Genomic DNA, 25597 nt, shown 5'->3' with positions numbered 1-25597 from the left:
TGGGGCCTTTTTTGATCTTATAAAAGGAGTGGCAAGGCCATGATTAATGCATCTTCTCTTCCATTATTTTTGGGGTAATACTCTTTTTTGATTGAAACTTCATTAAAGCCGAATTTTTCGTATAATCGAATAGCGTTCAGATTAGAAATTCGGACTTCAAGCCAAAGGTTCTTTACCTCAAATCCCCTTAAATAATCGATCAAATATTCCATTAAAAATGAACCACAGCCTTGACGCTGATAAAAAGGATCGACAGCCAGATTAAATAAAGTGGCTTCATCCAAAACAATTTGGGTGATGGCAAAACCCAGCATCTCTTTTTGAATATGTAATTTAATATTGAAATAAAGTTTACCTTGGCTACTGGTAAAAATATGTTCACTCCAAGGAAAAGTATGACTTCTTTTCTCAATTTGATATGCCATCGGCAGATCTACCGCAGTTAAAATAGAAATCTGTTTCATGATCACAAATTTGCTTCCAAAGAGCGTGTTTGGCTTTCCCATTTTGATAAAAATCATCCCAGTTTGGGCTGTATAATTGAACCCCTATCAAAGATAGAGATTCTCTTACCCCTAATCGCCAGCTATGGCAACGAGTATTTTTAGGAAACATTTTTAACTGAAAAGGCATTAAAAAATACACTTGATTGGGTTGTAAACGTAACGCCTGCAATACATCTTTGATTAAATCATCATCATAAGCAGGAAGAGGATCTCCTACAATGATAAAACGGATATTTTCCGTTAACTGAAGAAACATGTCACCTTGAAACACAGAGGGGCGTTTTAATACCCATTGTGTGATTCCAAGCTGTTGTAATAATCGATCTCGGTTTGACATCAGGCCCGATCCTTTCATTAAACTCTTGATTATTTCATGATAACTCGTATTTTTAATTCAGACAGATCAGTAAACCACATCAAGCAAATTATGCTGAATATTCATGTTTTTTTCGGGTCTGAGGATCAATAAATCAAGTATAAAAAACAGACGGATTGTGTGATACTACCTCTTATTTTAAAAGTTATCACAGGCCATCACCAACAGGTCATGTGATTCAATCAGCATTTAAAAATCGTCTTTTTTCTCTATTTTTAATCTAAATTTAATTGATGTATTTTTTTAATTATTTTTTCAAAAAAATAACTTCACACTGATAAGGTCACCTTTTGCCATGATAACAAGTTCGCAATCTGCTCTTTCCGGTGAAATGTTAATGGCAATGTTGCCGATATTGATCGTCGCTGGTACGGTCGTTCTCCTCATGCTTTCGATTGCCTGGCGACGTCATCATTTTTTTAACGGCAGCCTCACCGTCATTGGCCTCAATTGCGCTTTATTTTCACTTTATACAGTCTGGTGTTTATTTCATTTTTCCCAACATGATGCACTTAACGTCACACCTTTATTACGTATTAATGGTTATTCGATTTTTTACAGTGGCTTGGTGATATTGGCGAGCTTAGCAACCTGCACCTTTGCATATCCTTGGTTAAAGGGCTATCCAGACAACCGTGAAGAGTTTTATCTTTTGCTACTCATCGCTACCTTGGGCGCTTTAGTCCTGGTCAGCGCTCAACATTTAGCTGCAATCTTTTTAGGCATTGAACTGATTGCACTGCCGCTTTTTGGCCTGTTGGGATACGCTTACCAACAAAATCGTTCGCTGGAAGCCAGTATCAAATATTTTTTACTTTCGGCCGCCGCTTCTTCTTTTCTATTATTCGGCATGGCGCTGTTGTATGCACAAACAGGCGGTTTATCTTTTACCTCTCTGGGCAATGCATTCAACGAACATGTCTTCTCTAAGCCGCTCATTTTGGCAGGGATGGGAATGATACTTGTAGGGTTTGGTTTCAAACTCTCTCTGGCGCCCTTTCAACTCTGGACCCCAGATGTCTATCAAGGTGCGCCTGCGCCTGTGACGACTTTTTTGGGAACCGTTGGTAAAATTGCCCTGTTAGCCGGGGTCATGCGCTTCTTTTTGTATGTGCCTACATTTAACGTTCCGGGTTTGAACACGGCATTATCATTTATGGCGGTGGCTTCTATATTTTTTGGCAACCTCATGGCACTCACTCAAAATAACATCAAACGTTTACTAGGATATTCTTCTATCGCGCATTTTGGATACTTGATGATAGGGTTGATCGCCTTGCATCAGGATCCTATGGTATTAGAAAGAGTGGCTGTGTATATCGTGGCTTATCTATTCAGCAGCTTAGGTGTACTCGGAGTGGTGAGTTTAATGTCTAGTCCTTATAAAGGGGCAGATGCGGAAGCCTTATTCTCTTATCGTGGTTTATTTTGGCATCGGCCTATATTAGCAGCGGTTATGACTATCATGCTGTTATCGCTGGCAGGAATCCCCATGACGCTTGGGTTTATCGCTAAATTTTTTCTTTTACTCACAGCGGTCAATACGCATTTATGGGTATTGACGGCGACTGTGGTGATTGGAAGTGCAATAGCTTTGTATTACTACCTACGTATTACGGTCAGTTTATTTTTAAGTCCACCAGAAATATTGCAACGAGACACCCCTAAAGATTGGGCATTCACAGCCGGAGGGATTGTGGTATGGATATCGGCGCTATTGGTGTTGGTATTTGGCATTTATCCTCAACCTTTGATTTCTTTTATCAAAGGCTTCAACGCCTTATCTTAAGGTTTTCTCAAACGAGTGTTTTTTAAAACAGATAAAATGACAGATGACTTTTTCACCACAGTTTTATCTTAAAAGTTGACTGATTTACTGGCGAGTCGTTTACGGTTAATAATGCCATAATTCTTGAATGAGAGCCCTGATCCTAACTTTAGAAGAGTTGGCGACAACAGAAATAAACCTTTTAGCACTTAATAATGAGACTTCTGTATTCCACTCATCAAATGAATGATCAGCATACTGCAAACCGAAAATTTGCTTTATCCGAGACTCAGCCTCAGACATTTCATTAAAACTTTTTTCATTGATTAAACATTGAGCAATGACGGACACTTTTTTCATTTTTTATCCTTATTGGAAGTGGGCTGATGAAATGTTTTGATGAGTTAAAAACAGAACCAAAAATGGGGGAAAAGATAACATCTTGAATTATAAAAAAATGCTCAAAAATTTTCCTTATCTGGCGTATTGTGGATAACTTATTAAATTTATAAAAGCGCATGGTAGCATAAAAATCGATATCATGCTGAGCATAGAGCACTTCTCAAATGTGCCTTTTCTCTAAATTGAAAAGCTCAGACTCATCACGCACATATTCACTTCAAGCAATATCTTAAGGATGGAATCATTTTTTGATGTTAATTGTAAAAATTGCTCTTCCTATCCCTTTAAATCGTACATTTGATTATTGTTTAGCGATGAACATGCCTCATCCTGCCATAGGTGCACGTGTCAAAGTGCCTTTCGGTCATAGAAAAGCGATAGGTATTGTGACCAGTTTGAGTCAAAGCAGCGCTGTTTCTCTGGAAAAATTGAAAAATATTGAGGCAATTTTAGATGATCAAAGTTTATTTTCAGACAGCCTTTGGCAGACGCTGTATTGGGCATCTCAGTACTACCATTATTCTATCGGTGAAGTTCTTTTTCATGCGATTCCTTTGTTGTTAAGGGAAGGAAAACAAGCAAAATTTGAACCTGTATTACATTGGGTGGCGACCGAAAAGGGCCAAACTATTTCAATCGATGCTTTACATAAAGCGCCCAAACAACAAAAAGCGATGAATCAATTATTACAAGGCCCTATCTATCATCATGAAGTGAATTCCTTAGGTTTTACTCAAAATACTTTTCAAGCTTTGCAAAAGAAGGGATTGAGTTTACTTTGTGCTCAAGAAATCCAATCTTCTGATTGGAGGAGCAAAATTAAAAAGATGAAGGGAGAAAATCGTTTACAACTCAATTCTGAACAAATTGAAGCGATAAAACGTATTCATCATCAAAATAAGCAATTTGTGGTATGGCTTTTAGCGGGAGTGACGGGGTCAGGGAAAACAGAAGTCTATCTGCGTGTATTAGAAAATCTTCTGATTGAAGGCCGACAAGCGCTTGTTTTGGTACCAGAAATTGGTTTAACACCGCAGATCGTTGACCGTTTCCGTGAACGCTTTGATGTCCCTATTGATGTTCTACATTCGGGTTTGAATCATAAGCAACGACTCTCGGTCTGGCTGAAGGCCCGTAGTGGTGAAGTCGCCATAGTGATTGGGACACGTTCCGCGTTGTTTACACCTTTTGCACAGCTTGGCATCATTGTTATTGATGAAGAGCACGACGGTTCATATAAGCAACAGGAAGGTTGGTGTTATCAGGCTCGTGATTTGGCGGTATTTCGTGCAAAGAAAGAAAATATCCCGATAGTGATGGGATCGGCAACGCCTGCTTTAGAAACGCTGCGTAATGTTGAGCTTGGAAAATATCAAAAATTGGTCTTATCTCAAAAAGCCGTTCAGACTCAACTTGTCAAACAGAAATTCATTGATATCAAAGGATTACCTCTGACCTCGGGTTTATGTCAGCCTTTACTAAAAAAGATGCAACAACATTTACAAGCAAATAATCAGGTGATGCTGTTTTTAAACCGTCGTGGTTATGCCCCCGTTTTACTGTGCCATGAATGTGGCTGGATTGCTGAATGTTTACACTGTGATCATTATTATACCCTACATCAGAATTCACAGAAGCTACGTTGTCATCATTGTAATAGGCAGAGTCAGTTGTTATCACAATGTCCCCGCTGTGATTCTACGCATCTTATGCCTGTCGGAGTGGGTACGGAGCAGCTAGAGAGCACATTGCTTTCTCTTTTTCCTAATGTCCCGATTACGCGGATTGATCGTGATACCACGAGAAAAAAAGGCGTATTGGAAAAATATTTGTCCCATATTCATGAAGGAGGGGCTCGCATTCTGATTGGGACTCAAATGTTATCAAAGGGCCATCATTTTTCTGATGTGACATTGGTGGGTTTGTTGGATGTCGATGGGGCTTTATTTTCATCTGACTTCCGTGCAGCAGAACGTTTTTCCCAACTTTATATTCAAGTGGCAGGGCGCGCAGGGCGCGCTAAAAAAGCAGGGGAAATATTTTTACAAACGCATCACCCTGAACATCCTTTACTGCAAACGTTACTGGGAAAAGGTTACGACGCGTTTGCTAAAGAAGCGTTGGAAGAAAGAAAAAAAGCATTATTACCTCCTTATACTTATCACATTATTATCCGAAGTCAGGACAATGATAACGAGCAAGCGCCTATTTTTTTGCAACGGGTACGTGACATATTCGAATCAGACTCATTAAAAGACACAGATCTTTGGGTAATGGGGCCGGTTCCTGCTCTTTTTTCTAAACGCAATGGGCGTTTTCAGTGGCAATTATTATTGCAACATCCTTCCCGGAAACAATTACAACAGCTTGTCAACAGATGCAATCCACTGCTGCTTTCTTTAGCACTCAATCAAAAAATAAGATGGTCTTTGGATGTTGATCCAACAGAAAGTTGAATCATCAAAACAAAAATATTTTTTATTCGAATCATAAATACATAAAACTATTCTATAGTTTGAGTGGTGCATCTCTATATTCATTTTTATGATTTAAAATATATATTTATATTGCATCATTTAGCGTAGCAAAAACCACTTTTGATCGGCTTTTAAAATCGTTGAAAAAGGAGAAAAGCATGAGTTTCATTAAAGAATTTCGTGAGTTTGCGATGCGTGGCAATGTGGCTGATTTGGCTATTGGAGTTATTATTGGTTCAGCATTTGGCAAAGTGGTTTCTTCACTTGTGGCTGATATTATCATGCCTCCAATAGGGTTATTAATAGGAGGAGTTGATTTGAAACAGTTTAGTTTTGTTCTAAGGGAAGCTCGTAATGATGTTCCTGCTGTCATCATGAATTATGGTTCTTTTTTACAAAGTTTGGTTGATTGTATTATTGTCACGCTCGCTATTTTTTCTGTAATCAAATTTATGAATAAGCTCCGTCGTGAGTTAGAAGGAATATTAGAATCTCGAGCGGAGATCAATAAAGAAAAAACAGAAGTTGATACGCAGGTAGAACCGCCCGCACCTCAAGAAATATTATTAATGGAAATTCGTGATTTGTTAAAAAAGTCAACTAAAAAATAATATGAATTCGTTATATTTAAAACTGTCTTTCATTCCCCCTCATGTCTCAACATATCCATTCTATATTCTATATAATATGAATGTCAGGCCTTACCTACACTTCATAAAAAAACCCCCTTTGCGAGCGTGACTTGAAAAGGGGGTGCCAATATATGGCTAACACCAGGGAAGCCTCGATCATAACAAAAAATAAAAGTAAAATATACTTATTTTTAATATTTTTTTAAATTTATTTAATTAATCTATATACAACTCAGAATGGACAGTAGTCCGTAGTGAGCCTTGAAACAGGTTCATTCAAAATCCGCTTATGATAAAAATAAAAAAGAATAGCCATTCGCATAAGATACGATCTAAAATAGCCGTCTAGATGTTGATCCATCCCATTTATTATTTTTTTAAATACGGATTTCTACTATTGTCGAAATTTTATTTGTCTTTGTTTTGTATACTTATTTTTGTTATTTAAGGTAAAAAAATGCCCCATCAGCTATTTACTTCTGAATCTGTTTCTGAAGGACACCCAGACAAAATCGCGGATCAAATTTCTGACGCCGTATTAGACGCTATTTTAATTCAAGATCCTAAAGCCCGTGTGGCCTGTGAAACCTATGTTAAAACCGGTATGGTCATTGTAGGTGGAGAAATAACCACTTCTGCCTGGGTGGATATTGAAGAGATCACGCGTCGTACCCTTGCTGAAATTGGTTATGTTCATTCTGATATGGGTTTTGATGCGCATTCTTGTGCTGTGCTCAGCGCCATTGGAAAACAGTCACCCGACATCAATCAAGGGGTTGACCGTATAGATCCGCTGGATCAAGGTGCAGGAGATCAAGGAATGATGTTTGGCTACGCGACCAATGAAACCGATGTTTTAATGCCTGCGCCCATTACTTATTCACATCGTTTGGTGAAGCGTCAATCTGAGATGCGAAAAATAGGTCAGTTGCCTTGGTTGCGTCCAGATGCAAAAAGTCAGATCACGTTTAAATATGATAAAGGCTATGCTGTAGCGATCGATACTATTGTGTTCTCTACTCAGCATGAGGAAGATGTCACTCAAAAACAATTAGAAGAAGCTGTGATGGAGGAAATCATTAAACCCGTGATACCGACTAAATGGCTTTCAAGCAGTACAAAATATTTTATTAATCCAACCGGTCGTTTTGTGATAGGGGGCCCTATGGGAGATTGTGGTTTAACCGGTCGCAAAATTATTGTCGATACTTATGGCGGCATGGCTCGCCATGGGGGCGGTGCATTTTCTGGAAAAGATCCTTCTAAAGTGGATCGTTCTGCCGCTTATGCAGCACGTTATGTTGCAAAAAATATCGTCGCAGCAGGATTGGCCGATCGCTGTGAAATTCAAATTTCTTACGCGATTGGTGTCGCAAATCCTACTTCTATTATGCTCGAAACCTTTGGCACCGAAAAAATAACCATTCAAAAGATCATGAGTTTAATACACCAACATTTTGATCTCAGACCCTATGGTTTGATCAAAATGTTAGATCTACTAAAGCCTATTTATCGTGCGACTGCGGCATATGGTCACTTTGGGCGTGATGTTTTTCCTTGGGAAGCGACCGATAAGGCTGAGTTGCTTAGAGAACAAGCGGGTTTAAATCAATAGATTTATTCAAAACTGACCACGGATTGAGGCTTTGATTTTTCAGCGATTAAATAAAGCATCAGAAAAAGCCCTATGCCTGGGGCAGTTATCGACAACAGAAAAGTCAGTGAGTTTAAGTGTGTCATAAATTTTTTCTTAAGACGCCATATTGTTCGGCATATTTATTTAATGCTGAAAAAGCCTCAATCATAGTTTTTTCATTTTTTAAAAAATGGATCATGTCCTCTAAAGTCACGATTGAAATCACCTTAGACTGATATTTTTGTTCAATTTCCTCAATGGCTGAAAGCGTGCCATTACCTCGTTCTTGACGATCTAAAGCAACTAATATTCCTGCTAAAGAGGCCGAATGAGCATGGATTATTTCTACAGATTCACGAATAGCCGTCCCCGCCGTGATCACGTCATCCACTAAAAGCACTTTGCCTTGTAATGCCCCCCCTACCAAACCGCCGCCCTCTCCATGATCTTTGATTTCTTTTCTATTAAAACAGTAAGGCAGATCGAGATGATGATTCGCATAAAGCGCCATAGCGGTTGTGATGGTAATCGGAATGCCTTTATAAGCGGGGCCAAATAACAGATCGCATTCAATACCAGAATCCATCAAAGCGTCAGCATAAAAACGCCCTAGTTTGATTAAATCACTCCCTTTGTTAAACAGCCCGGCATTAAAAAAATAGGGACTGACTCGCCCAGATTTCAGAATAAATTCACCGAAGGTTAAAATCTTTCTATCAAGCATAAATTCAATAAATTGAGCTTTATATTTTTTCATTGATTCCATTTCTTTTATTGATTCGACCCAAAGTCTATTTTTCTAAAACTTTTTTTTGAGCCTGAAAAATGGTTTTTATTCCATCGTCAGCTAAGGCTAATAATTCTAATAATTGTTGATGGCTAAAAGGCGCGCCTTCTGCGGTGCCTTGAATTTCAATAATTTTCCTCCCAGCGCCTTCTTCGATCATGACGACATTCATATCTGTCTCGGCTATGGCATCTTCTATATATTCCAGGTCACAAATAGATTCACCCCCAACAACCCCAACCGATACCGCGGCGACCAAGCCTTTCATAGGATTGCTTTTTAATTTTCCCTCAACCCTCATTTTTTGTAAGGCATCTTGGAGTGCCACACAGGCCCCCGTAATAGCAGCAGTGCGAGTGCCCCCATCTGCCTGCAACACGTCACAATCGAGAGTGATGGTAAACTCACCCAATTTTGTCAAATCAACTGCCGCGCGTAATGCGCGTGCAATCAATCGCTGGATTTCCAAGGTACGCCCTCCTTGCTTTCCCTTAACGGATTCACGTGCATGACGTTGATGAGTCGAACGGGGCAACATACTATATTCAGCGGTGATCCAGCCTTTATTTTGGCCCTTGAGAAATCGAGGAACCCCCTCTTCCACTGTGGCCGTACATAAAACCCTGGTTTCCCCAAATTCTACCAACACTGCGCCTTCAGCATACTTGGTATAATGTCGAGTGAATGTTAAAGGGCGTAATTGTTGCGCGGTTCTGCCTGAAGGTCGCATCTGTTTTTCTCCTGTAAAATCAATATAAAAAATTTCATTATAGAGCTTAAGTCAGTGCATGCCTATCGTCATTAAGACAGCCGCTCTGTATACTGAAATCTATTTAATTTATAACAATCTCATAGGGAATCTGCTCATGATACGTAGTATGACGGCTTATGCTCGATATGATCACAAAAGTGAATATGGTGATTTAGTTTGGGAGCTACGGGCGGTTAATCATCGTTATTTAGACATCTATATTCGCTTGCCAGACACATTTCGAAGATTAGAATCGGTTTTTCGTGAAAAAATTCGCTCGCGTGTGACCCGCGGTAAAATAGAGTGCCATCTCTCTTTTAAAGCTAATGAAAACACCCAAAATGAACTCAGACTCAATCGTGCTCTCGCAAAACAACTCATCAATGTGCTTTCTTGGGTCAAAGAGCAGTCTAAAATAACCACATTCAATGCTTTTGATCTTCTTCAATGGCCCGGTGTGATGATATCAGAAGACCTTCCTTTAGAAGACATCAGCTATGAATTACTCGCAGGATTAGAACATGTTTTAAATGATTTTATGGTTTCGCGTGAAAAAGAAGGAGCGGGTTTAAAAGAATTTATTAAACAACGTTTAAAAGCAATGAGCGCTGAAATTGTTAAAATACGAGACCATATGCCTTCTATTGTAGAATCGGAACGTGAGCGCTTACAAAATAAATTTGAAGAATTAAAAGTTCAGCTGGACCCTAACCGATTAGAACAAGAATTGATGTTGGTAGCCCAACGAGTGGATACAACAGAAGAACTTGATCGTTTAGAGCTACACATAAAAGAAATTGAAAATATTTTGAATCATCAAGACGTTGTCGGGCGCCGCCTTGATTTTATGGTGCAGGAATGTCACCGAGAATCCAATACTCTGGCCTCTAAATCGATTAATATTGAAGTTACCAATTCTGCTGTTGAGCTTAAAGTGTTAATCGAGCAAATACGCGAGCAGGTTCAAAATATTGAGTAATTTTGCATATTTAGAGAGCCAAAGATTGACGCTGTGATTAAGTTTCAATGATGATCAGCGTTGATTTTTGCCTTAAAAAACGACTTCATCTTGCTACACTTCCACCACATTTCGTCCATAGTAAATTTCCTGCATTTCTTTATATAGCCTCTTTGTGATGAGATCTTTTTCTTGAACGCTCAGCTGCTCTGGATGTGAATTAAAGAGATAATGCTTGAGATCAAAGTCCTTCAACATCATCTTTGTGTGAAATATGTTTTCTTGATAAACATTGACATCCATCATATGGTAAAGCGATTGTATATCTTTACACATAAAATTCTGGATGGAGTTAATTTGGTGATCGATATAATGCTTGACCCCATTCACATCACGAGTAAACCCCCTCACACGGTAATCTATGGTCACAATATCTGATTCAAGCTGGTGGATTAAATAATTTAATGCATTCAAAGGCGAAATAATCCCGCAGGTCGACACTTCAATATCGGCCCGAAAGGTACATAAACCCTCGGTTGGATGACTTTCTGGATAGGTATGCACACAAATATGGCTTTTATCTAAATGAGCCACAATAGAATCGGGCAAAGGCCCCGGGTGTTCGGAAGTATCGACATCACGTGGATCAATCGCTTCTTCGCTGATTAAAATAGTGACACTGGCCCCTTGCGGATTGTAATCCTGGCGAGCGATATTTAAAATATTTGCACCTATAATGGAGCAGGTCTCCCTTAATATTTCGGTTAAACGATCGGCATTATATTCGTCATCGATATAAGCAATATAGCCATCACGGTCAGCAAAGGTTTGAGCATAACAAATATCATAAATACAAAATCCCAGGCTTTTGGTTAAATTATTGAAACCATGTAGTTTCAGTTTGTTCAATTTATCTCACCTTCAAAAAGAAAAATTCAAATGCAATGTGACAAGGCCTCTGTGCTCATGAAACCCATTTTTATCATTTAGGCGCTTTTTTCGCCAATGCTTCTATTAAATATTGAGGAAGGGCAAAACTGGCAAAGTGTACAAAAGGATTATAGTAACGACAACTTTTTAGGCCTGAATCAGCAAAGCGGGATTCTAAATCATTCAGCCCAATTCGACGTAAATTTGCATTTTCTGAAGCCCAGGCGAATGTCATGATTCCCCCGTAATAAGTAGGAATAGCGGCTTGGTAAAAACTCACATCAGAAAAATAAGGCATCAGGCGTTGATACGTATTGATGACTTCTGTTTGTTGTAAAAAACACACGCCATTTTGAGCTACAAAGAGACCCCCTGCATTCAAGATACGACGGCATGCTTGATAAAACGAAGACTTAAATAAATGTTCACCTGGCCCTATCGGATCGGTGCTATCCGAAATGATCAGATCAAAGCGATGATTTGTTTGCTCGACAAAATGCGCGCCATCATCAATTTTCAACTGAAATCGCGGATCATCATAAGCCCCTGCATGATGGTGAGGAAAATATTGTTGGCATAAATTGACCACATCTCGATCAATTTCGACCATGATAATTTCTTTGACACCGGCATGGCGGCACACTTCACGTAAAATCCCCCCGTCTCCTCCCCCTATGATTAAGACTTTTTTAGCATCACCGTGAGCCAGTAAAGGGACGTGTGTCATCATCTCATGATAAATAAATTCATCACGCTCTGTTGTTTGCACCACATGATTTAAGGCCATCACCCGGCCAAACTCTTCAGTGTCGAAGATAATCAAATCCTGATGATCCGTTTTATCGCGGTACAACACTTCTTTGATGGAAAAATATTGGCCGAAAGAGGAATGTAATTTCTCATACCAAAGCTGTTTTTGTGACATATCCTACCTTCTGAGCTATCACTACAAAAATGGGGCGTATCATACCGAACTCCAGCTTTGGTTGCGACCATAAAGTGTCAAGTGTTTTTTAAAAAAATCTTCATCATACTTATGCTAGAATTCTCGCCTTATCATTTTTTATTCATCTGCGATTTGAGTTTTTTATGCCCCCCAAAATATTAGCCATAGATACAACCACAGACGCCTGCTCTGTGGCCCTTTTGAATCATGGGGAAATCTCTTCTTTATCTGAAATCTGCCCAAGAAATCAAACTCAACGTATTTTACCTATGGTACAACAGATTTTGGGCGCCTCTTCTCTTTCCCTTCATCAATTGGATGTTTTGGCGTTTGCCCGTGGCCCAGGGAGTTTCACGGGCGTGCGGCTCGGGATTGGTGTCAGCCAAGGTTTGGCATTAGGGGCTGATTTGCCGATGATTGGCGTTTCCACTTTAGAAATGTTAGCGCAAGGAGGATGTCGTCAAACCGGCCTAAAACAAGTACTAGTAGCGATGGATGCACGGATGGGAGAGATTTATTGGGGTGCTTTTATTCAAAAAAGTGCCAGTCAATGGCAAAGCGTAGAAAAGGAAATGTTGAAAACACCAAAACAGGCCGAACGCCAGATCCGGTTGTTAAAAGGGAAGTGGGCCTATGCGGGGAATGCCTGGACTATCTATCCTGATTTATTGAAAGTGAATTCGGAGGTTTTAACACAGGCTGATCTGCTTTTACCACAGGCAGAAGATATGTTGCCTTTGGCATTAAAATTATGGCAAGCCGGGGTGGCTGTCCCTGTTGAGCAGGCAGAGCCTGTCTATTTACGTAATAATGTGGCACAAAAAGCGAGATAAAATATGAAATGGTGTCACTGGTGGCTTTTTGTTTTTATCTTTTTGATCACCGCCTGCTCAAATTTAAAAAAAGTGGGAAGTGAAAAAAATCGTCATTTTCGTGCCAGTTGGGTTGCCAGTGTCATAAATTTAGATTGGCCATCTAAAACATCCACGGAAATTTTTTCTGAACAAGAGCGCATCCTGGTTCAAAAAAAAGAATTGATTCAAATACTTGATCAAGCCGTCAAAATGAGAATGAATGCAATTATTCTTCAGGTAAAGCCCGAAGCGGATGCCTTATATGCTTCAGATATTCTCCCTTGGTCTTCTTATTTAACCGGTACCTTAGGTAAAAACCCTGGCTACGATCCACTGGCATTTGCAGTACAAGAAGCGCATAAAAGAAACCTTGAGTTACATGCTTGGATTAATCCTTATCGCGTCTCAATGAATACAGCAAAAAATACTATCGATCAATTAAATAGACTTCTCCCTGACAGAAAAAAAAGTGTTTATAAAAGTCACCCTGAATGGATTCGTATCGCTTACGACCGTTTTGTATTAGATCCTGGCATACCCGAAGTACGAGACTGGATAAAAAATATTATTAAAGAAATTGTGATTCGGTATGATATTGATGCCATTCATTTAGACGATTATTTTTATTATGAAACACCTACGTCAAAATTGAATGATCATGAAACTTATCTACAATATTTCAATAATTTTAACAATAAAGCAGATTGGCGTAGAAAGAACACTTATCTTTTAATCAAGAGCCTCTCAGAGGAAATTCATCGACTTAAACCCCAGGTGAAATTTGGCATTAGCCCAACTGGGGTTTGGCGAAATAAAAAACAAGATCCTTTAGGTTCAGAAACCGGTGTGTTATCGACTCATTATGATCAGAATTTTTCTGATACGGTTCTTTGGGTAAAAGAAAAGTTGATTGATTATATTGTTCCACAGGTTTATTGGAGTTTTGACCGAAAGGTTGCAAGGTATGATGTAATCGCATCATGGTGGGCCGATCTTTTAGAAAACAAAAACACTCACCTTTATATAGGGAACGCTTTTTATAAGGCCGGAGTCCCTTCTGAATTAGAACCCGGTTGGGCTGAGAATGGCGGTGCCCTTGAAATAGAAAGGCAATTGCATTTTAATGAAAACACCTCTGGAATTAAAGGCAGCATTTTATTTCGACACTTATCTTTGAACGATCCTCTGAAAAAAAACGCCGCCAACATGATAAAAAATACGCTCTGGTCAATGCCTGTGTTGATTCCTTCGATGCCTTGGAAAGGCTCTGTTCCTCCTGAAATCCCCATAAAAATAAAAAAAATCATCACGAGCAAAGGTATTGAGCTGACTTGGAAAGCAGGAGATAAGCCAGGAGATAAATCTCATCAAAACTTAACCCTTTATTATGCTATCTATAAACGGAGTAAAAATACTTGGGGATTATTGTATCACTATCAATTATTAAAAACGGTTCGTAAAACAGGTCTCTATGAAACCTGGTTGGATCCATCGCCTTTCAGTCATAAAAGTGATGTTTATATCATTAGTGCGCTTAACAGAAATCATAATGAAAGCTTAGGGCGAATTTTTGACTAATAAAAAACTTATCGAGAGCCATATCTTGAATTATCGTTTGATTACCACCAATGAAGACTTACATCATATTTGTGAGCTGGCTGTTTTGTGTAAAGCAGTAGCATTAGACACTGAATTTGTGAGAACAAAAACCTATTATGCCGAATTGGGTTTAATTCAACTGTATGACGGTCATCGTGTATCCCTTATTGATCCTTTTTTGATAACAGAATGGGCCCCTTTTTATTGCTTGTTGAAAAATAAAAAAATCGTCAAATTTTTGCATTCAGCAGGAGAGGATATTGAAATATTTTTTCATTTTTTTAAAACACTCCCTGAACCTTTAATAGATAGCCAAATTTTAGCGGCATTCACAGGCCGACCTGTTTCTTGTGGTTTTTCTATCTTAGTGAAAGAATTTCAAGGGATTGTTTTAAATAAAGCCGAATCCAGAACAGACTGGCTGGCTCGTCCATTGAGTCAAAAACAATGTGATTATGCGGCTGAGGATGTGTTTTATCTTTTGCCTCTGGCAAATGCTTTGATGAAAAAAATAGAGACCTCCGGTTGGATGGAGGCAGTCAAAGAAGAATGTGAATTGCTTTGTCAACGCCGTAGCCAAATTCAAGATCCTGAAATGGCTTACCGTGATATCGGGAATGCTTCTCAACTCAACCCTGGACAACTCATTTGCTTAAAAAAGCTGGCTTCCTGGCGTTTAGTTTACGCCCGTGAAAAAAATGTCGCGATCAATTTTGTGATACAAGAATCTTATTTATGGAAAGTGGCGCGTTATCAGCCGACTTCTTTATCGGAGTTGTTCCATTTAGGCTTGGACCGTCGGACCATTCGTCAACATGGCTTAACCCTTCTGGGATTAGTGACAGAAAGTCAAAAAACAAAAGAGGATCCTTCACTTGTGATAGCTTATTTAAACCATGAGCCTGTTTATAAAAAGATATTTAAAGAGATCAAAGATCTGATCCAGTCTATAGGTGCTCTTATTGGATTAAGTCATGAGTTGATCGGATCACGAAAACATATTAATCAGCTATTAAACTGGCATTTCGGTTTGATCCCAAAAGAAAAACGCCCTTTATTATTGACAGGATGGCGAGCTCAAGTGTTATCTCTAGAATTAACCAAAATACTTGATCGTCATCCTATGATGATCTGAAAAATAAGCCATAGCGCTTTTTCAAAAGCTACCTTACCTTGCGTTGAGTTCGCCAAAAATCCACCGCATCTATGACTTTTTTCAATGGGATTGCATCCAGATAACGATCGCAAGTGCGGGTATCTACCTCTTCTGGAAGAGGTAACTTTCGATGGTCTCCTGCCCACAATAAAGTATGAGGTGCTTCCCAAGGGGACCATTGTTTCAAGTTACTCGGTCCGAATAATACGACTGAAGGTGTTTTTAAAGCCGCAGCCATATGCATAGCAACAGAATCGACACCAATAAAAATTTGAGCTCGTTCAATCAACACCGCTAACTGAGAGAAACTCAGAAGGCCCACAAGATTCACGATATCCTCTTTTTGACTGCAATCTTCGATCACATTAAGAACGTAATCCTGCTCTGTTTTTTCGGGCCCCCCTGTGATCACTATTTTCTCTTTTTGTGCGGTTAAATAATTTATTAATTTAGAAAAACAAGATGCCTGCCAAGTTTTAAAGTGCCAACGCGCAAAAGGATGAATCAAAATATAATCACTCAATGATCTTTCATGTAAAATTTTTTCTACATAAAAAATATCATCAGACCCATAGGACATACTGACCTGGGTAATGATTTTCGATAATTTTAAGGGATTTAATATAGATAAATTATTGATGACAGTATGTTGTTTGACGTGATTTGAAACAGGCACCAGATGATCATAACAAGAGCACCAAAGCGCATTATCACGCTTTGCATAATGGAAACCGATACTGAGCTCAGGCTTTAAAAAGCGGCAATAAAAGGCAGACCGCCATTGATCTGATAAATTAAGAATCAAAGAATAATTTTGTTTTTTTAACGATTGAAATAAAGCCCATTCCCCTAATATTTGAGCTTTGATCCCTGCATGTTTCAATTGACGATCGATTGTCCAAATATGATGAAGGGTTTTATATTTCGATAAAATCTTTTCTGTTCCTGAATACAACAACACATCAATTTTTGCATTAGGCGCATGTTGCTGTAAGGTTGTCAGTAAAGGTGTGATGAGTAAAACATCTCCGAAATGACGCAATTTAATGACTAAAATTCGTTCAAAGTTGTTTTTTTTTACCACCATATTCACCATAATAAATCAACATCCCTCATTTTTTAAAAATGAGGGTTTTTAGTCGAATTTTTTAAATAAAGATATTTATTGTCTTTTTATAACGATATCTACCGTATAGAAATGAAAGACCCTTTAAATCATTATGATCACTTCCTGGATACTTTAGGTTTGCGCTGCCCTGAACCGCTCATGATGTTGCGAAAAACGGCTCGGGATTTAACAATCGGCCAAACGTTACTGATGATTTCAGACGATCCTTCCACACTGAGCGACATCCCTGCTTTTTGTCGTTTTATGGGTCATCATTTATCAGCAAAAAAAGCAGACAGAATACCTTACCAATACCTGATAGTTATAGGTTGTCTCGAATAATCTTGCTCATCACGATGCCGTCGTTCCAAATTGTTTGAACTGAATTTAGTTTGAGTTTATTTTAAAATTTTTTCCAGCGGTTTTATTTATAGAGACAGGCTTCACTCGTGCTATCGTCATCATCTGATTAAAAATGTCACTTTTTTCTACATAAAAATCGTCTTTCTATTAAATGGATGTAAAGATATGACAACTCCTCAAACTCGCCATATGAGTTTTTCTCAAAATCTTCTCTTAAACCACCGGCTTTATAAAAACGTTAAAAAAATTCATACTCAACATGATCAAAATCATCAGTTAATCCAGGCTTATCTGTCCAATATCTTATTGAACAGCGTCAACATGGGCCTTTTGGATGAACAAATTATATTTCATGGCTGAAATCTCTTTCTCAAAATGATGATCCTGTGGATCAATTGAAATCTTTTATGGATAACTACTTTTTTGAGTCTGAAATAAAAGAAAACGAATCTATAGAATATACGCGTTTTTCTGAAGTCGATACAGAAGGTTATGAGGAAACATGGAAAAATTCTCGACAGCGAGAAAAGGTTTTTCTTATTGATACTTTAATGAAAGAAAAAAGAGCGTTCTTTCTCAATAAAAACGTCTCGGCGCGCTTTTTGAGCTATACCTTAAATTCAGCAGGGAATATCACTTCAATGCGCGTGGTATTAAAGAGAATTATTCTGATCCGATAACCCTGGATACCCCCTTTGGTGGTCTTGATGAACTGCAGACAGCCATTTTGCGTCGTACCGACGATAATGAACATTGAGTTCTTAACAAGGAGACGGCTAACTCCTTCGATAATTTAACGCTGGCGCCTGATCTTCCGCTTAGACGGGCATACAACCATAGAAAACAGCGGTGGAACAGACATTTTGGTTTTGTATGATATTGGCTTTGATGAATTGCTTTTCAGGGAAGTCCGGGAAGACATTTATCTCACTCTGACCGATACTCATTTTAGCCAAACTTTTTCTATTAAAATGAAAAAGGGAGTTGCGGCTCCTGAAGAAAAAATATTTACCAGGGAGGAAAAATATTTTTTAGATGACCTCCTTAAAACAGCCCTCTCTTCTTTTGATAGTGCTGATCAAAAAAACAATTGATTAACCAACATACTGACTCTTTATTTACACATAATATCGCTCAAATCAAGTCAGGTTATAAATAATTTTATCACTTAAAATTAACCCAACAGAAAAATTAAGACCTTAATTCATTTATGCAACAATGCCATACAAAAAAAGGTTATTTCCATGGAAGATGAGAAAACTCCCGCCACTTTCGCTCAAATTTTTACCCTTAACACGACACAACCCAGGTAACGGTTAAGAATCTTAACCAGAATGAGTGACTGGGGGTGCCTAACAGTGTTTATGTCCAACGTTAAGCACATTTAATGTGGATCGGATTCCCCAGTCTGATTTATTCAACAAAGTCGCCATCACTCTTAAAGAGGTATGACGCTTATTTTTAATTTTAGGGTAATTCATAATTCAAAAAATCGACACACCAATTCTTAGTGTCTTCTACGTCTTCAACGCACAGCGGAAATGTCTGTGGATATTTTGTGACTTTGCAACATTTTTCGCATAACAGTGGATCATCTCTAGTGATTTTTTCTGGGCTCGCCAGAGACGAGGCATGAATAGAAAAAGACAGACATAAAAAAAATCCCGGTGTAATAAATTGTAAAAACTTCTTCATCAACAATTCCTTTCTAAAATGTATATATCGATTTGTTGTGCGTGTTAAAGGTAAAAATTTGAGCGAAAGTGATGAAGTGATTTTTTAACCTGCAGAAGATAAAACTTTTTCTATCGTGGATAATCTTTCCTGATTTTGGATGACGAATTGACTTTTTTCGTAACATTTTTATGGGTTTGACTGTATCAGTTTGATTCCAGAAAACATGTTATTTAGTTAGCAGTATATCAATTATATGCATAATAAATAGTGTTATTACTTTTTTATTTTATTGACTTCTTCTTTGATGTTTTATGGCTAAATCACTTTAAGATGTATTCACTTCAGGGAAAAAGAAGGGCCCCAAATTGTTCAAAACAACGCCTTGATTTCCGCGCCTTTAGACACAATGAGGCCCCCCACTGGCGTTGAGTTAGCCATTGGTCATTTCAGGAATATTTTTTGTTTTTTTAGAGAAAGTGCCGAAACCTAGGCACAAAGGGTTTAAAGCGGTTTATTTTGATGGCATACGTCAACTCTTCCCTAAATGAATGAGTTCTTCTAATTGCCGGCGATTGGTTTTTTTGGTGTCCACCTTGATGTAAGCGCTTTGTTCCTCTTTGACCAGTAAAACCTCGGTGACTCCTGCTTGAGCTTTTATTCGATTAAGTAAATCTGAATCTTCCAGTACCCTCCTGGAAATAAGAATGCGTAAACTGCTGACATAAGGGGGCTCCCGCATTGTAGTGCTGACAATCAACCAAATAAAAGCAACCAGAGCACAGGCAGCAAAGACCGCACTGGTCCCCTTCATATCAAACAGCCAGCCTCCCAGACACCCACCTATAGCGACACCGATAAACTGACTGGTAGCGTAAACACCCATCGCGGTCCCTTTATAACCGGCAGGGGCTTCCTTGCTGATTAACGAAGGTAAAAGTGCTTCCATGACATTAAACACCACAAAAAAGCACTGAACACCCGAGATGATGCTCCATAAATGTTTATTTGAGCTCCATAAAATAACTTCTGCTATCAATAAAACGGTGACACAAATAATCAAAACCGATCTGATACGACGTTTCATTTCAGCATAAAGGATGATAGGTAGCACTGCTGCAAAAGAAATTAACATGGTGACCAGATAGAGTATCCAATGATTTACGGCTGGTAATCCAGCGCGTTCTAAAGCGGATGGTAACGCAACAAAGGTCAGCATTAATAACATGTGTAAACACATAATCCCAAAATTGAGCTTTAGCAGTCGGCGATTATTCAGCACTTTAGTGATACTGCTTTTAACCATTCCTGATTCCCTATTCAATACATGTCTGTCCGTAGAAGGAACAACCGTCAATGTAATCACAATTCCTAATAACGATAAAAATGCAATAATTCCAAAAAGAAAATGTAGACCAAACGCATGAGTGATCATCGGGCCCAGTATCATCGCAATCGCAAAGCTTATTCCAAAACTCACACCGATACAGGCCATGGCTTTGGTGCGGTGTTGCTCTCGTGTTAAATCAGACAGTAACGCCATAATAGCTGACGCAATCGCGCCTGAGCCTTGTAAAGCTCGCCCAATGATGATCCCCCAAATAGACTGACTGAAAGCGGCCAACAGACTGCCCAGAGAAAATAAAATCAATCCCCCGACAATCATGAATTTTCTTCCGATGCGATCAGAAATCAGTCCAAATGGAATTTGGAAAAACGCTTGGGTCAAGCCGTAAATGCCGATGGCCACCCCGACCAGGGTTGAAGTAGCGTCAGGCAGTGTCATACCGTAGGTCGTCATCACGGGCAATACCATAAACATACCGAGCATTCGCAGTGAAAAAACCGTGCCTAGACCCCAGGTTCCTCTCAGTTCAGAGGCGGTCATTTTATTATCGTTTATCATATTTTTTCCGGTGTGCCCTAAATATCGGCCTTCAGTCAGGAAATATTAAGCCTGATTTTAACGCTTTCCTGTGGCTTCTTGCTTTTGAGAAGAATATCATTCTTTGATAAAAAAACGACAAGCCCATCATCTCAATGAGGGCAGAAATGCCAGAGCAAGTCTTTCTTTGTTTGTATAATGAATAAAATAAAAAAGACGAATAAAATTGAAAACAGAATTTTAATCAAGGCCAGATCATCATGATATTCACAACATACACCTTTAAAATGGCGGTGATTTTTTTAGCAGGAGCGCTTTTTTGGCCTATGTCAGTCAATCCAAAGCCAACAGCAGAAGATTCACTCCCTGATATGGGTACAACCGCTGGAGCGACACTCAGTATTGATCAAGAAATAGAAATAGGAGATTTTTATCTTCGTGAAATGCATTCTCATGCACCATTCATCTATGATCCTCTATTAAATGAGTACATCAATTCTCTGGGTAAGAAATTGGTGGATCATGCGCAGTCTGTTAAAACACCTTTCCATTTTTATTTACTTAACAATAATCAAATCAATGCTTCTGCTTTTTTGGGCGGAAATGTGGTGGTGAATTCGGGATTATTTTTTTATACCGATAATGAAAGCGAACTGGCTTCTGTTTTGGCCCATGAAATTTCGCATATTACTCAGCGGCACCTTGCTCGTGCCATAGAAAACAATCAACGTCTGTCTCAACTAACCTTAACCAGCAAATTGGGATCTCTTTTATTGTTTTTGGCAAATCCAAAAGCCGGTGTGGTGGCATGGAATTCTTCTTTGGCATTAGCCCAGCAAGACATACTCAGCCTCAGTCAATCGAATGAACAGGAAGCTGATCGTATTGGGCTAAAATTATTACAGGCATCGGGTTTTAATGCGCACGCCATGACTGATTTTTTAGAAAAAATGGCCGATGAATCACGTTACACCAGTAAACCTCCTGAAATGTTATTAACTCATCCTTTACCAGAAAGTCGGCTTGTTGATATTTATAATCGTGCCAACCAAATATCCAGGCACCCTGTGGTTTCTTCGCAGGATTATCTTTTCGCAAAAGTGCGTTTACATGGCCTGTTTAAATTAAAGAAAAATTTTAACGAATTTCTCAAACCCTTGAAAAAAGGCACCGCTTCTGAACGATTAGCGGCAGAATATGGGCAAGCGATTTTATGGTATCAAAATAAAAAATACGATAAAGCCCGCCAGATTTTACAAACACTATCAGTAACGTACCCAGATAATATCTGGTTTCTTGATTTAATGACCGATATTGATTTATCTCAAAATAAAGCGGCTCAGGCGATCACTCGATTAAAAAAAGCCAGGGTGGCGAAGCAACATCAGCTCATATGGCAGCTTAATCTGGCGAATGCCTACATCAAGGCAGGTGAGTCTGCGCAGGCGGTTTCTTTATTACGCCGTTACACCTTTGAACATCCCAATGATATGAATGGTTGGGATTTACTGATTAAGGCCGCTCTGGCTAAAAGATGGCGGGATCAAGCCCTCGCGGCTCATGCAGAAAATGCCGCCTTGAAAGGAGATTTTTCTCAAGCCATAGGATTACTAAGTGATGCCAGTAATCTGGTTCCTCTGGGGAGCCTGCAACAGGCGCGCTATGATGCTCGTATTGATCAACTCAGACAACTAGAGCAGCGTTTTAAAAAATATCAAAAATAAAGGTTTTTTATTTTGTGTCTTAAGTCAGTTTTCGGGATGCTGCTGGAGCATTTTTTTGACTCCCAGATGAGCAAAAAATGTCTACCCTTTTAAAGGAGAAAGAATACTCAATTGCGGTTTTTGTAGTTGATTGGGGTAGTCCAACGTGTAATGTAAACCTCTGCTCTCCTTTCGCATCATGGCACAACGAACCATCAGTTCTGCGGTTTGTAATAAATTACGCAATTCCAGCAAATGATTAGAGATACGGAAATGAGTGTAATATTCGTTCACTTCCTGCTTTAAAGTATTAATACGACGCAACGCCCGTTCCAATCTTTTAGTGGTACGAACAATTCCCATATAATCCCACATAAATAAGCGTAATTCATGCCAGTTATGTTGGATGACCACTTGCTCATCAGAATTATGAACCCTGCTTTCATCCCAATCAGGTAGTACATCGCTCAGATGTGATTGAGGTAAATGATCCAAAATATCCTCGGCGGCTGACCAAGCATACACCAAACATTCCAGTAACGAATTAGAGGCCATACGGTTGGCTCCATGCAAACCCGTATAACTGACTTCACCGATGGCATATAAGCCTTCCAGATCTGTACGTCCCTTGCGATTCACCATAACTCCTCCACAAGTATAATGTGCAGCAGGCACAACCGGGATGGGTTCTTTCGTTAAATTAATTCCTAATGAAAGCAATTTTTGATAAATCATAGGAAAATGTTGAACAATAAATTCACTAGATTTATGGCTGATATCGAGATACATGCAATCTGCCCCAAGCCTTTTCATTTCATGATCAATGGCTCGAGCCACAATATCCCTGGGGGCTAATTCAAGGCGCGCATCAAAATCAGGCATCAATCTACTACCATCAGGTCGCTTTAAATAAGCCCCTTCACCCCGCAAGGCTTCCGTTAATAAAAAATTAGGGGCTTTAGGATGAAACAAACAGGTAGGGTGAAATTGATTAAATTCTAGATTAGCCACTCTGCATCCTGCACGCCAAGCCATGGCAATTCCGTCACCAGAAGAAATTTCAGGATTAGTGGTATATTGATAAACCTTGGCGGCTCCCCCTGTCGCTAGTACAACTATTTTCGAGCGAAAGGTTTCTACCTTCTTGCTATCTCTATTCCAAACATAAGCGCCAACAATTCGTTGATTTTCAGTATTGCCCATTTTGCCTGAAGTAATGAGATCCACCGCGTTATGGCGTTCTCGTATACAAATATTGGGGTGATCCAAGACTTTTTTGATTAAAGTATTTTCTACTTCTTTGCCCGTCGCATCGGCACTGTGTAAAATACGCCGATGTGTATGACCTCCTTCACGAGCTAAATGATAGCGCTCTTGGCCGATCGAATTTATTTCAGTATCAAATAGAACACCCTGATGAACCAGCCATTGTATACATTGAGAGGCATGACTGGCGACAAATTCGACAATCTCTTGATCGCACAGCCCTGAACCGCTGATCACGGTATCCTGCACATGTGAGCTGATACTATCTGCTTCATCAAAAACTGCCGCGATACCTCCCTGAGCATAAAAGGTGGCCCCTTCGTTTAATAATTCCTTACTGAGAAGGGTGATGCGACAATGTGGAGCAAGACGTAACGCTAATGATAAACCTGCAGCACCACTGCCAATGATTAATACATCGGTCATTTGTTCAGATAATTTTTTCATAAAAATATGATGTTTGAAGAATGAAAATGAATTTCATGGTAGCTTATGCCGCTCAACAAAAGCTGCGGTTATTCGTTTTTGTGATTTTTTTCTAGAATATAAACAAAATAAAGCAGTGGGTATGACATTTTTTAATAAAATCAATTGTGGAGAATGTATCCTGAATGACCGAACGGTTAACAGATCAAGCGTTGGTTGAACGAGTTCAATCAGGAGATCAACAATCTTTTAACTTGTTGGTTATTCGTTATCAGCATAAAGTTGCAAAGATAGCATCTCGGTATATCCCTTCTTCGGATGTTCCGGATGTGGTACAAGAATCTTTTATTAAAGCTTATCGTGCTTTAAAATTATTTCGTGGTGAAAGTGCTTTTTATACCTGGTTATATCGTATTGTGATTAATACAGCAAAAAATCATCTCATTGCTCAAGGGCGTCACCCACCAGCCAATGATGTTGATGCCGATGATATCAAAAATGACGAAAATATCACTGCGCTAAAAGAAATATCGAACCCTGAAAGCTTATTATTGTCTGAAGAGCTGCGACAGGCTATCTTTAATGCTTTAGAACTACTCCCCGAAGATTTACGAGTCACAATTACTTTGCGTGAACTAGAAGGTTTGAGTTATGAAGAAATAGCCAATATTATGAATTGTCCTGTAGGTACAGTTCGTTCACGTATCTTTCGAGCCAGGGACGCGATTGATAATAAAATTCAGCCACTGATTCAACGATGAATAACCATCAAAAAAGGTATTTTATATGCAGAAAGAAAAACTTTCCGCTTTAATCGATGATGAAATTTTAGATGATGAGCTATTACATCTTTTATCAAAAGATAAAGTGCTTCAGAAAAGTTGGCAGAATTATCATTTGATTGGCGACGCTTTACGCCATGATTTAGCTAATCCTCTCTGCCTGGATATGTCTGATCGTATTTTAGAAGTCATTAAAAACGATCCTATATGTATTAATACATCTGCACCTGCGATTGAAACCAGTCGTGATACTGATGATATTCCTTTTTGGCAAAAAATTCGGCCTTGGGTCAGTCAATTGACTCAAATTGCCGTTGCGGCTTCGGTATCTCTGGTGGTCGTTCTCAGTGGTCACTATCAATCATCTGATCAATCTGAATTACCCACGTTTAATATTAGTCCTATGATAGAGTTAAAACCGGCTCCAGTCAGTTTTGGGCTTCATTCTAATGTGGGGACTCATGCAGGAAAAAGTCATCATATGAAAAAACCATCAGAAGAAGAGCAAAACGCTTCTGAGGAGTTTAATTTATTACACAAATTTGAATTAAAGCGGCGCACCTCCTTGCCATTAGAGCCTCATCCTCCTTTGCCAGAGTCATACAATTGATC

Annotated in this window: 26 protein-coding genes; 15 read left to right on the top strand and 11 right to left on the bottom strand. The window is 39.0% G+C overall.

Annotated elements, in window-relative coordinates:
- Positions 1–17: 17 nt before the first annotated feature.
- Together rimI and AACL23_RS02645 are read right to left on the bottom strand one after the other, a co-directional pair.
- Entirely contained in the window at positions 18–464 is a 447-nt protein-coding gene (gene rimI, locus AACL23_RS02650) for a ribosomal protein S18-alanine N-acetyltransferase (protein ID WP_095034404.1), read from the bottom strand.
- Positions 409–846, bottom strand: a complete 438-nt coding sequence (locus tag AACL23_RS02645) for a DNA polymerase III subunit psi (protein ID WP_171967883.1) — start codon at positions 844–846, stop codon at positions 409–411. The genes rimI and AACL23_RS02645 overlap by 56 nt, the downstream gene beginning before the upstream one ends.
- Positions 847–1177: 331 nt before the next feature.
- Between AACL23_RS02645 and nuoN the strand changes: the two genes are divergently transcribed.
- Positions 1178–2671, top strand: coding sequence for an NADH-quinone oxidoreductase subunit NuoN (nuoN, locus tag AACL23_RS02640; RefSeq protein WP_339049978.1), 1494 nt, complete (start codon positions 1178–1180; stop codon positions 2669–2671).
- Positions 2672–2776: 105 nt separating this feature from the next.
- Here nuoN and AACL23_RS02635 read toward each other — a convergent pair whose 3' ends face one another.
- Complete coding sequence (locus AACL23_RS02635; protein WP_012738214.1) at positions 2777–3010, bottom strand: hypothetical protein; 234 nt, start codon at positions 3008–3010, stop codon at positions 2777–2779.
- Positions 3011–3303: 293 nt separating this feature from the next.
- Here AACL23_RS02635 and priA point away from each other — a divergent pair, with 293 nt between their 5' ends.
- The 3 genes from priA to metK all read left to right on the top strand — a co-directional run bounded on the left by priA (position 3304) and on the right by metK (position 7776).
- Positions 3304–5508 carry a primosomal protein N' gene (gene priA, locus AACL23_RS02630; protein ID WP_012738215.1) on the top strand — a complete coding sequence of 735 codons (2205 nt, stop codon included), beginning with the start codon at positions 3304–3306 and terminating at the stop codon, positions 5506–5508.
- A gap of 179 nt (positions 5509–5687) precedes the next feature.
- Positions 5688–6140, top strand: a complete 453-nt coding sequence (gene mscL, locus AACL23_RS02625; RefSeq protein ID WP_100096139.1) for a large-conductance mechanosensitive channel protein MscL — start codon at positions 5688–5690, stop codon at positions 6138–6140.
- A gap of 478 nt (positions 6141–6618) precedes the next feature.
- Complete coding sequence (gene metK, locus AACL23_RS02620; RefSeq protein ID WP_339049974.1) at positions 6619–7776, top strand: methionine adenosyltransferase; 1158 nt, start codon at positions 6619–6621, stop codon at positions 7774–7776.
- Positions 7777–7897: 121 nt separating this feature from the next.
- Here the strand turns inward: metK and pyrE are convergent, their stop codons facing one another.
- Positions 7898–8554: an orotate phosphoribosyltransferase gene (gene pyrE, locus AACL23_RS02615; RefSeq protein WP_100096141.1), complete on the bottom strand. Its 657-nt coding sequence runs from the start codon at positions 8552–8554 to the stop codon at positions 7898–7900.
- Positions 8555–8588: 34 nt separating this feature from the next.
- A complete protein-coding gene (gene rph, locus AACL23_RS02610; RefSeq protein ID WP_100096142.1) occupies positions 8589–9314 on the bottom strand; it encodes a ribonuclease PH in 726 nt (241 codons plus the stop codon).
- A gap of 136 nt (positions 9315–9450) precedes the next feature.
- On the opposite strand from rph, the gene AACL23_RS02605 reads away from it, so the two are divergent.
- Positions 9451–10314, top strand: a complete 864-nt coding sequence (locus AACL23_RS02605; protein WP_339049971.1) for a YicC/YloC family endoribonuclease — start codon at positions 9451–9453, stop codon at positions 10312–10314.
- A gap of 93 nt (positions 10315–10407) precedes the next feature.
- On the opposite strand, the gene speD is transcribed toward AACL23_RS02605, so the two are convergent.
- Both speD and speE read right to left on the bottom strand, forming a co-directional pair.
- Positions 10408–11202 (bottom strand): adenosylmethionine decarboxylase, encoded by a 795-nt coding sequence (gene speD, locus AACL23_RS02600; RefSeq protein WP_012738222.1) that lies wholly within the window; start codon positions 11200–11202, stop codon positions 10408–10410.
- A gap of 73 nt (positions 11203–11275) precedes the next feature.
- On the bottom strand, positions 11276–12148 hold the full coding sequence (gene speE, locus AACL23_RS02595; RefSeq protein WP_171967646.1) for a polyamine aminopropyltransferase: 873 nt from the start codon (positions 12146–12148) through the stop codon (positions 11276–11278).
- A gap of 164 nt (positions 12149–12312) precedes the next feature.
- On the opposite strand from speE, the gene tsaB reads away from it, so the two are divergent.
- Genes tsaB through rnd form a run of 3 tightly spaced genes read left to right on the top strand, consistent with a single transcriptional unit; the run spans position 12313 to position 15757 of the window.
- The gene (tsaB, locus tag AACL23_RS02590) at positions 12313–13002 is read left to right on the top strand and encodes a tRNA (adenosine(37)-N6)-threonylcarbamoyltransferase complex dimerization subunit type 1 TsaB (RefSeq protein WP_100096144.1); all 690 of its coding nucleotides are present in this window, start codon (positions 12313–12315) and stop codon (positions 13000–13002) included.
- A gap of 3 nt (positions 13003–13005) precedes the next feature.
- The gene (locus AACL23_RS02585) at positions 13006–14601 is read left to right on the top strand and encodes a glycoside hydrolase family 10 protein (RefSeq protein WP_100096145.1); all 1596 of its coding nucleotides are present in this window, start codon (positions 13006–13008) and stop codon (positions 14599–14601) included.
- Between the two features lie 25 nt (positions 14602–14626).
- The gene (rnd, locus tag AACL23_RS02580) at positions 14627–15757 is read left to right on the top strand and encodes a ribonuclease D (protein WP_339051554.1); all 1131 of its coding nucleotides are present in this window, start codon (positions 14627–14629) and stop codon (positions 15755–15757) included.
- A 28-nt stretch (positions 15758–15785) separates the two neighbouring features.
- Here the strand turns inward: rnd and rfaQ are convergent, their stop codons facing one another.
- On the bottom strand, positions 15786–16874 hold the full coding sequence (rfaQ, locus tag AACL23_RS02575; RefSeq protein WP_012738227.1) for a putative lipopolysaccharide heptosyltransferase III: 1089 nt from the start codon (positions 16872–16874) through the stop codon (positions 15786–15788).
- A 69-nt stretch (positions 16875–16943) separates the two neighbouring features.
- On the opposite strand from rfaQ, the gene tusA reads away from it, so the two are divergent.
- The 4 genes from tusA to AACL23_RS02555 all read left to right on the top strand — a co-directional run bounded on the left by tusA (position 16944) and on the right by AACL23_RS02555 (position 18343).
- On the top strand, positions 16944–17228 hold the full coding sequence (gene tusA, locus AACL23_RS02570) for a sulfurtransferase TusA (RefSeq protein ID WP_422389618.1): 285 nt from the start codon (positions 16944–16946) through the stop codon (positions 17226–17228).
- 186 nt (positions 17229–17414) lie between these two features.
- Positions 17415–17609: a hypothetical protein gene (locus AACL23_RS02565; protein WP_100096147.1), complete on the top strand. Its 195-nt coding sequence runs from the start codon at positions 17415–17417 to the stop codon at positions 17607–17609.
- 26 nt (positions 17610–17635) lie between these two features.
- On the top strand, positions 17636–17929 hold the full coding sequence (locus tag AACL23_RS02560; protein WP_171967649.1) for a hypothetical protein: 294 nt from the start codon (positions 17636–17638) through the stop codon (positions 17927–17929).
- 183 nt (positions 17930–18112) lie between these two features.
- A complete protein-coding gene (locus AACL23_RS02555) occupies positions 18113–18343 on the top strand; it encodes a hypothetical protein (protein ID WP_012738231.1) in 231 nt (76 codons plus the stop codon).
- A 373-nt stretch (positions 18344–18716) separates the two neighbouring features.
- On the opposite strand, the gene AACL23_RS02550 is transcribed toward AACL23_RS02555, so the two are convergent.
- Both AACL23_RS02550 and AACL23_RS02545 read right to left on the bottom strand, forming a co-directional pair.
- On the bottom strand, positions 18717–18944 hold the full coding sequence (locus AACL23_RS02550; protein ID WP_044612250.1) for a hypothetical protein: 228 nt from the start codon (positions 18942–18944) through the stop codon (positions 18717–18719).
- 511 nt (positions 18945–19455) lie between these two features.
- Positions 19456–20826 (bottom strand): MFS transporter, encoded by a 1371-nt coding sequence (locus AACL23_RS02545; protein ID WP_339051551.1) that lies wholly within the window; start codon positions 20824–20826, stop codon positions 19456–19458.
- Positions 20827–21134: 308 nt separating this feature from the next.
- On the opposite strand from AACL23_RS02545, the gene AACL23_RS02540 reads away from it, so the two are divergent.
- A complete protein-coding gene (locus tag AACL23_RS02540) occupies positions 21135–22532 on the top strand; it encodes a M48 family metalloprotease (protein ID WP_234817537.1) in 1398 nt (465 codons plus the stop codon).
- An 81-nt stretch (positions 22533–22613) separates the two neighbouring features.
- Here the strand turns inward: AACL23_RS02540 and nadB are convergent, their stop codons facing one another.
- A complete protein-coding gene (gene nadB / locus AACL23_RS02535; protein WP_100096151.1) occupies positions 22614–24224 on the bottom strand; it encodes an L-aspartate oxidase in 1611 nt (536 codons plus the stop codon).
- 164 nt (positions 24225–24388) lie between these two features.
- On the opposite strand from nadB, the gene rpoE reads away from it, so the two are divergent.
- Positions 24389–24964: an RNA polymerase sigma factor RpoE gene (rpoE, locus tag AACL23_RS02530; protein ID WP_012738238.1), complete on the top strand. Its 576-nt coding sequence runs from the start codon at positions 24389–24391 to the stop codon at positions 24962–24964.
- Positions 24965–24989: 25 nt separating this feature from the next.
- Positions 24990–25595: an RseA family anti-sigma factor gene (locus tag AACL23_RS02525; protein ID WP_012738239.1), complete on the top strand. Its 606-nt coding sequence runs from the start codon at positions 24990–24992 to the stop codon at positions 25593–25595.
- Positions 25596–25597 lie beyond the last annotated feature (2 nt).

It is taken from the genome of Candidatus Williamhamiltonella endosymbiont of Tuberolachnus salignus (assembly GCF_964019775.1).
GTDB classification, from domain to species: Bacteria; Pseudomonadota; Gammaproteobacteria; order Enterobacterales; family Enterobacteriaceae; genus Hamiltonella; species Hamiltonella defendens.
Note: the sequence above shows the minus strand (reverse complement) of the source record. Positions and strands in the feature narration are given on the sequence as shown.

Bases quoted from the DNA above. Each gene is read 5' to 3' on its own strand.
- rimI (WP_095034404.1), bottom strand. From the start codon at position 464: ATGAAACAGATTTCTATTTTAACTGCGGTAGATCTGCCGATGGCATAT.
- nuoN (WP_339049978.1), top strand. From the start codon at position 1,178: ATGATAACAAGTTCGCAATCTGCTCTTTCCGGTGAAATGTTAATGGCA.
- AACL23_RS02635 (WP_012738214.1), bottom strand. From the start codon at position 3,010: ATGAAAAAAGTGTCCGTCATTGCTCAATGTTTAATCAATGAAAAAAGT.
- priA (WP_012738215.1), top strand. From the start codon at position 3,304: ATGTTAATTGTAAAAATTGCTCTTCCTATCCCTTTAAATCGTACATTT.
- mscL (WP_100096139.1), top strand. From the start codon at position 5,688: ATGAGTTTCATTAAAGAATTTCGTGAGTTTGCGATGCGTGGCAATGTG.
- metK (WP_339049974.1), top strand. From the start codon at position 6,619: ATGCCCCATCAGCTATTTACTTCTGAATCTGTTTCTGAAGGACACCCA.
- pyrE (WP_100096141.1), bottom strand. From the start codon at position 8,554: ATGAAAAAATATAAAGCTCAATTTATTGAATTTATGCTTGATAGAAAG.
- rph (WP_100096142.1), bottom strand. From the start codon at position 9,314: ATGCGACCTTCAGGCAGAACCGCGCAACAATTACGCCCTTTAACATTC.
- AACL23_RS02605 (WP_339049971.1), top strand. From the start codon at position 9,451: ATGATACGTAGTATGACGGCTTATGCTCGATATGATCACAAAAGTGAA.
- speE (WP_171967646.1), bottom strand. From the start codon at position 12,148: ATGTCACAAAAACAGCTTTGGTATGAGAAATTACATTCCTCTTTCGGC.
- tsaB (WP_100096144.1), top strand. From the start codon at position 12,313: ATGCCCCCCAAAATATTAGCCATAGATACAACCACAGACGCCTGCTCT.
- AACL23_RS02585 (WP_100096145.1), top strand. From the start codon at position 13,006: ATGAAATGGTGTCACTGGTGGCTTTTTGTTTTTATCTTTTTGATCACC.
- rfaQ (WP_012738227.1), bottom strand. From the start codon at position 16,874: ATGGTGAATATGGTGGTAAAAAAAAACAACTTTGAACGAATTTTAGTC.
- AACL23_RS02565 (WP_100096147.1), top strand. From the start codon at position 17,415: ATGACAACTCCTCAAACTCGCCATATGAGTTTTTCTCAAAATCTTCTC.
- AACL23_RS02550 (WP_044612250.1), bottom strand. From the start codon at position 18,944: ATGAAGAAGTTTTTACAATTTATTACACCGGGATTTTTTTTATGTCTG.
- AACL23_RS02540 (WP_234817537.1), top strand. From the start codon at position 21,135: ATGTCAGTCAATCCAAAGCCAACAGCAGAAGATTCACTCCCTGATATG.
- nadB (WP_100096151.1), bottom strand. From the start codon at position 24,224: ATGAAAAAATTATCTGAACAAATGACCGATGTATTAATCATTGGCAGT.
- rpoE (WP_012738238.1), top strand. From the start codon at position 24,389: ATGACCGAACGGTTAACAGATCAAGCGTTGGTTGAACGAGTTCAATCA.
- AACL23_RS02525 (WP_012738239.1), top strand. From the start codon at position 24,990: ATGCAGAAAGAAAAACTTTCCGCTTTAATCGATGATGAAATTTTAGAT.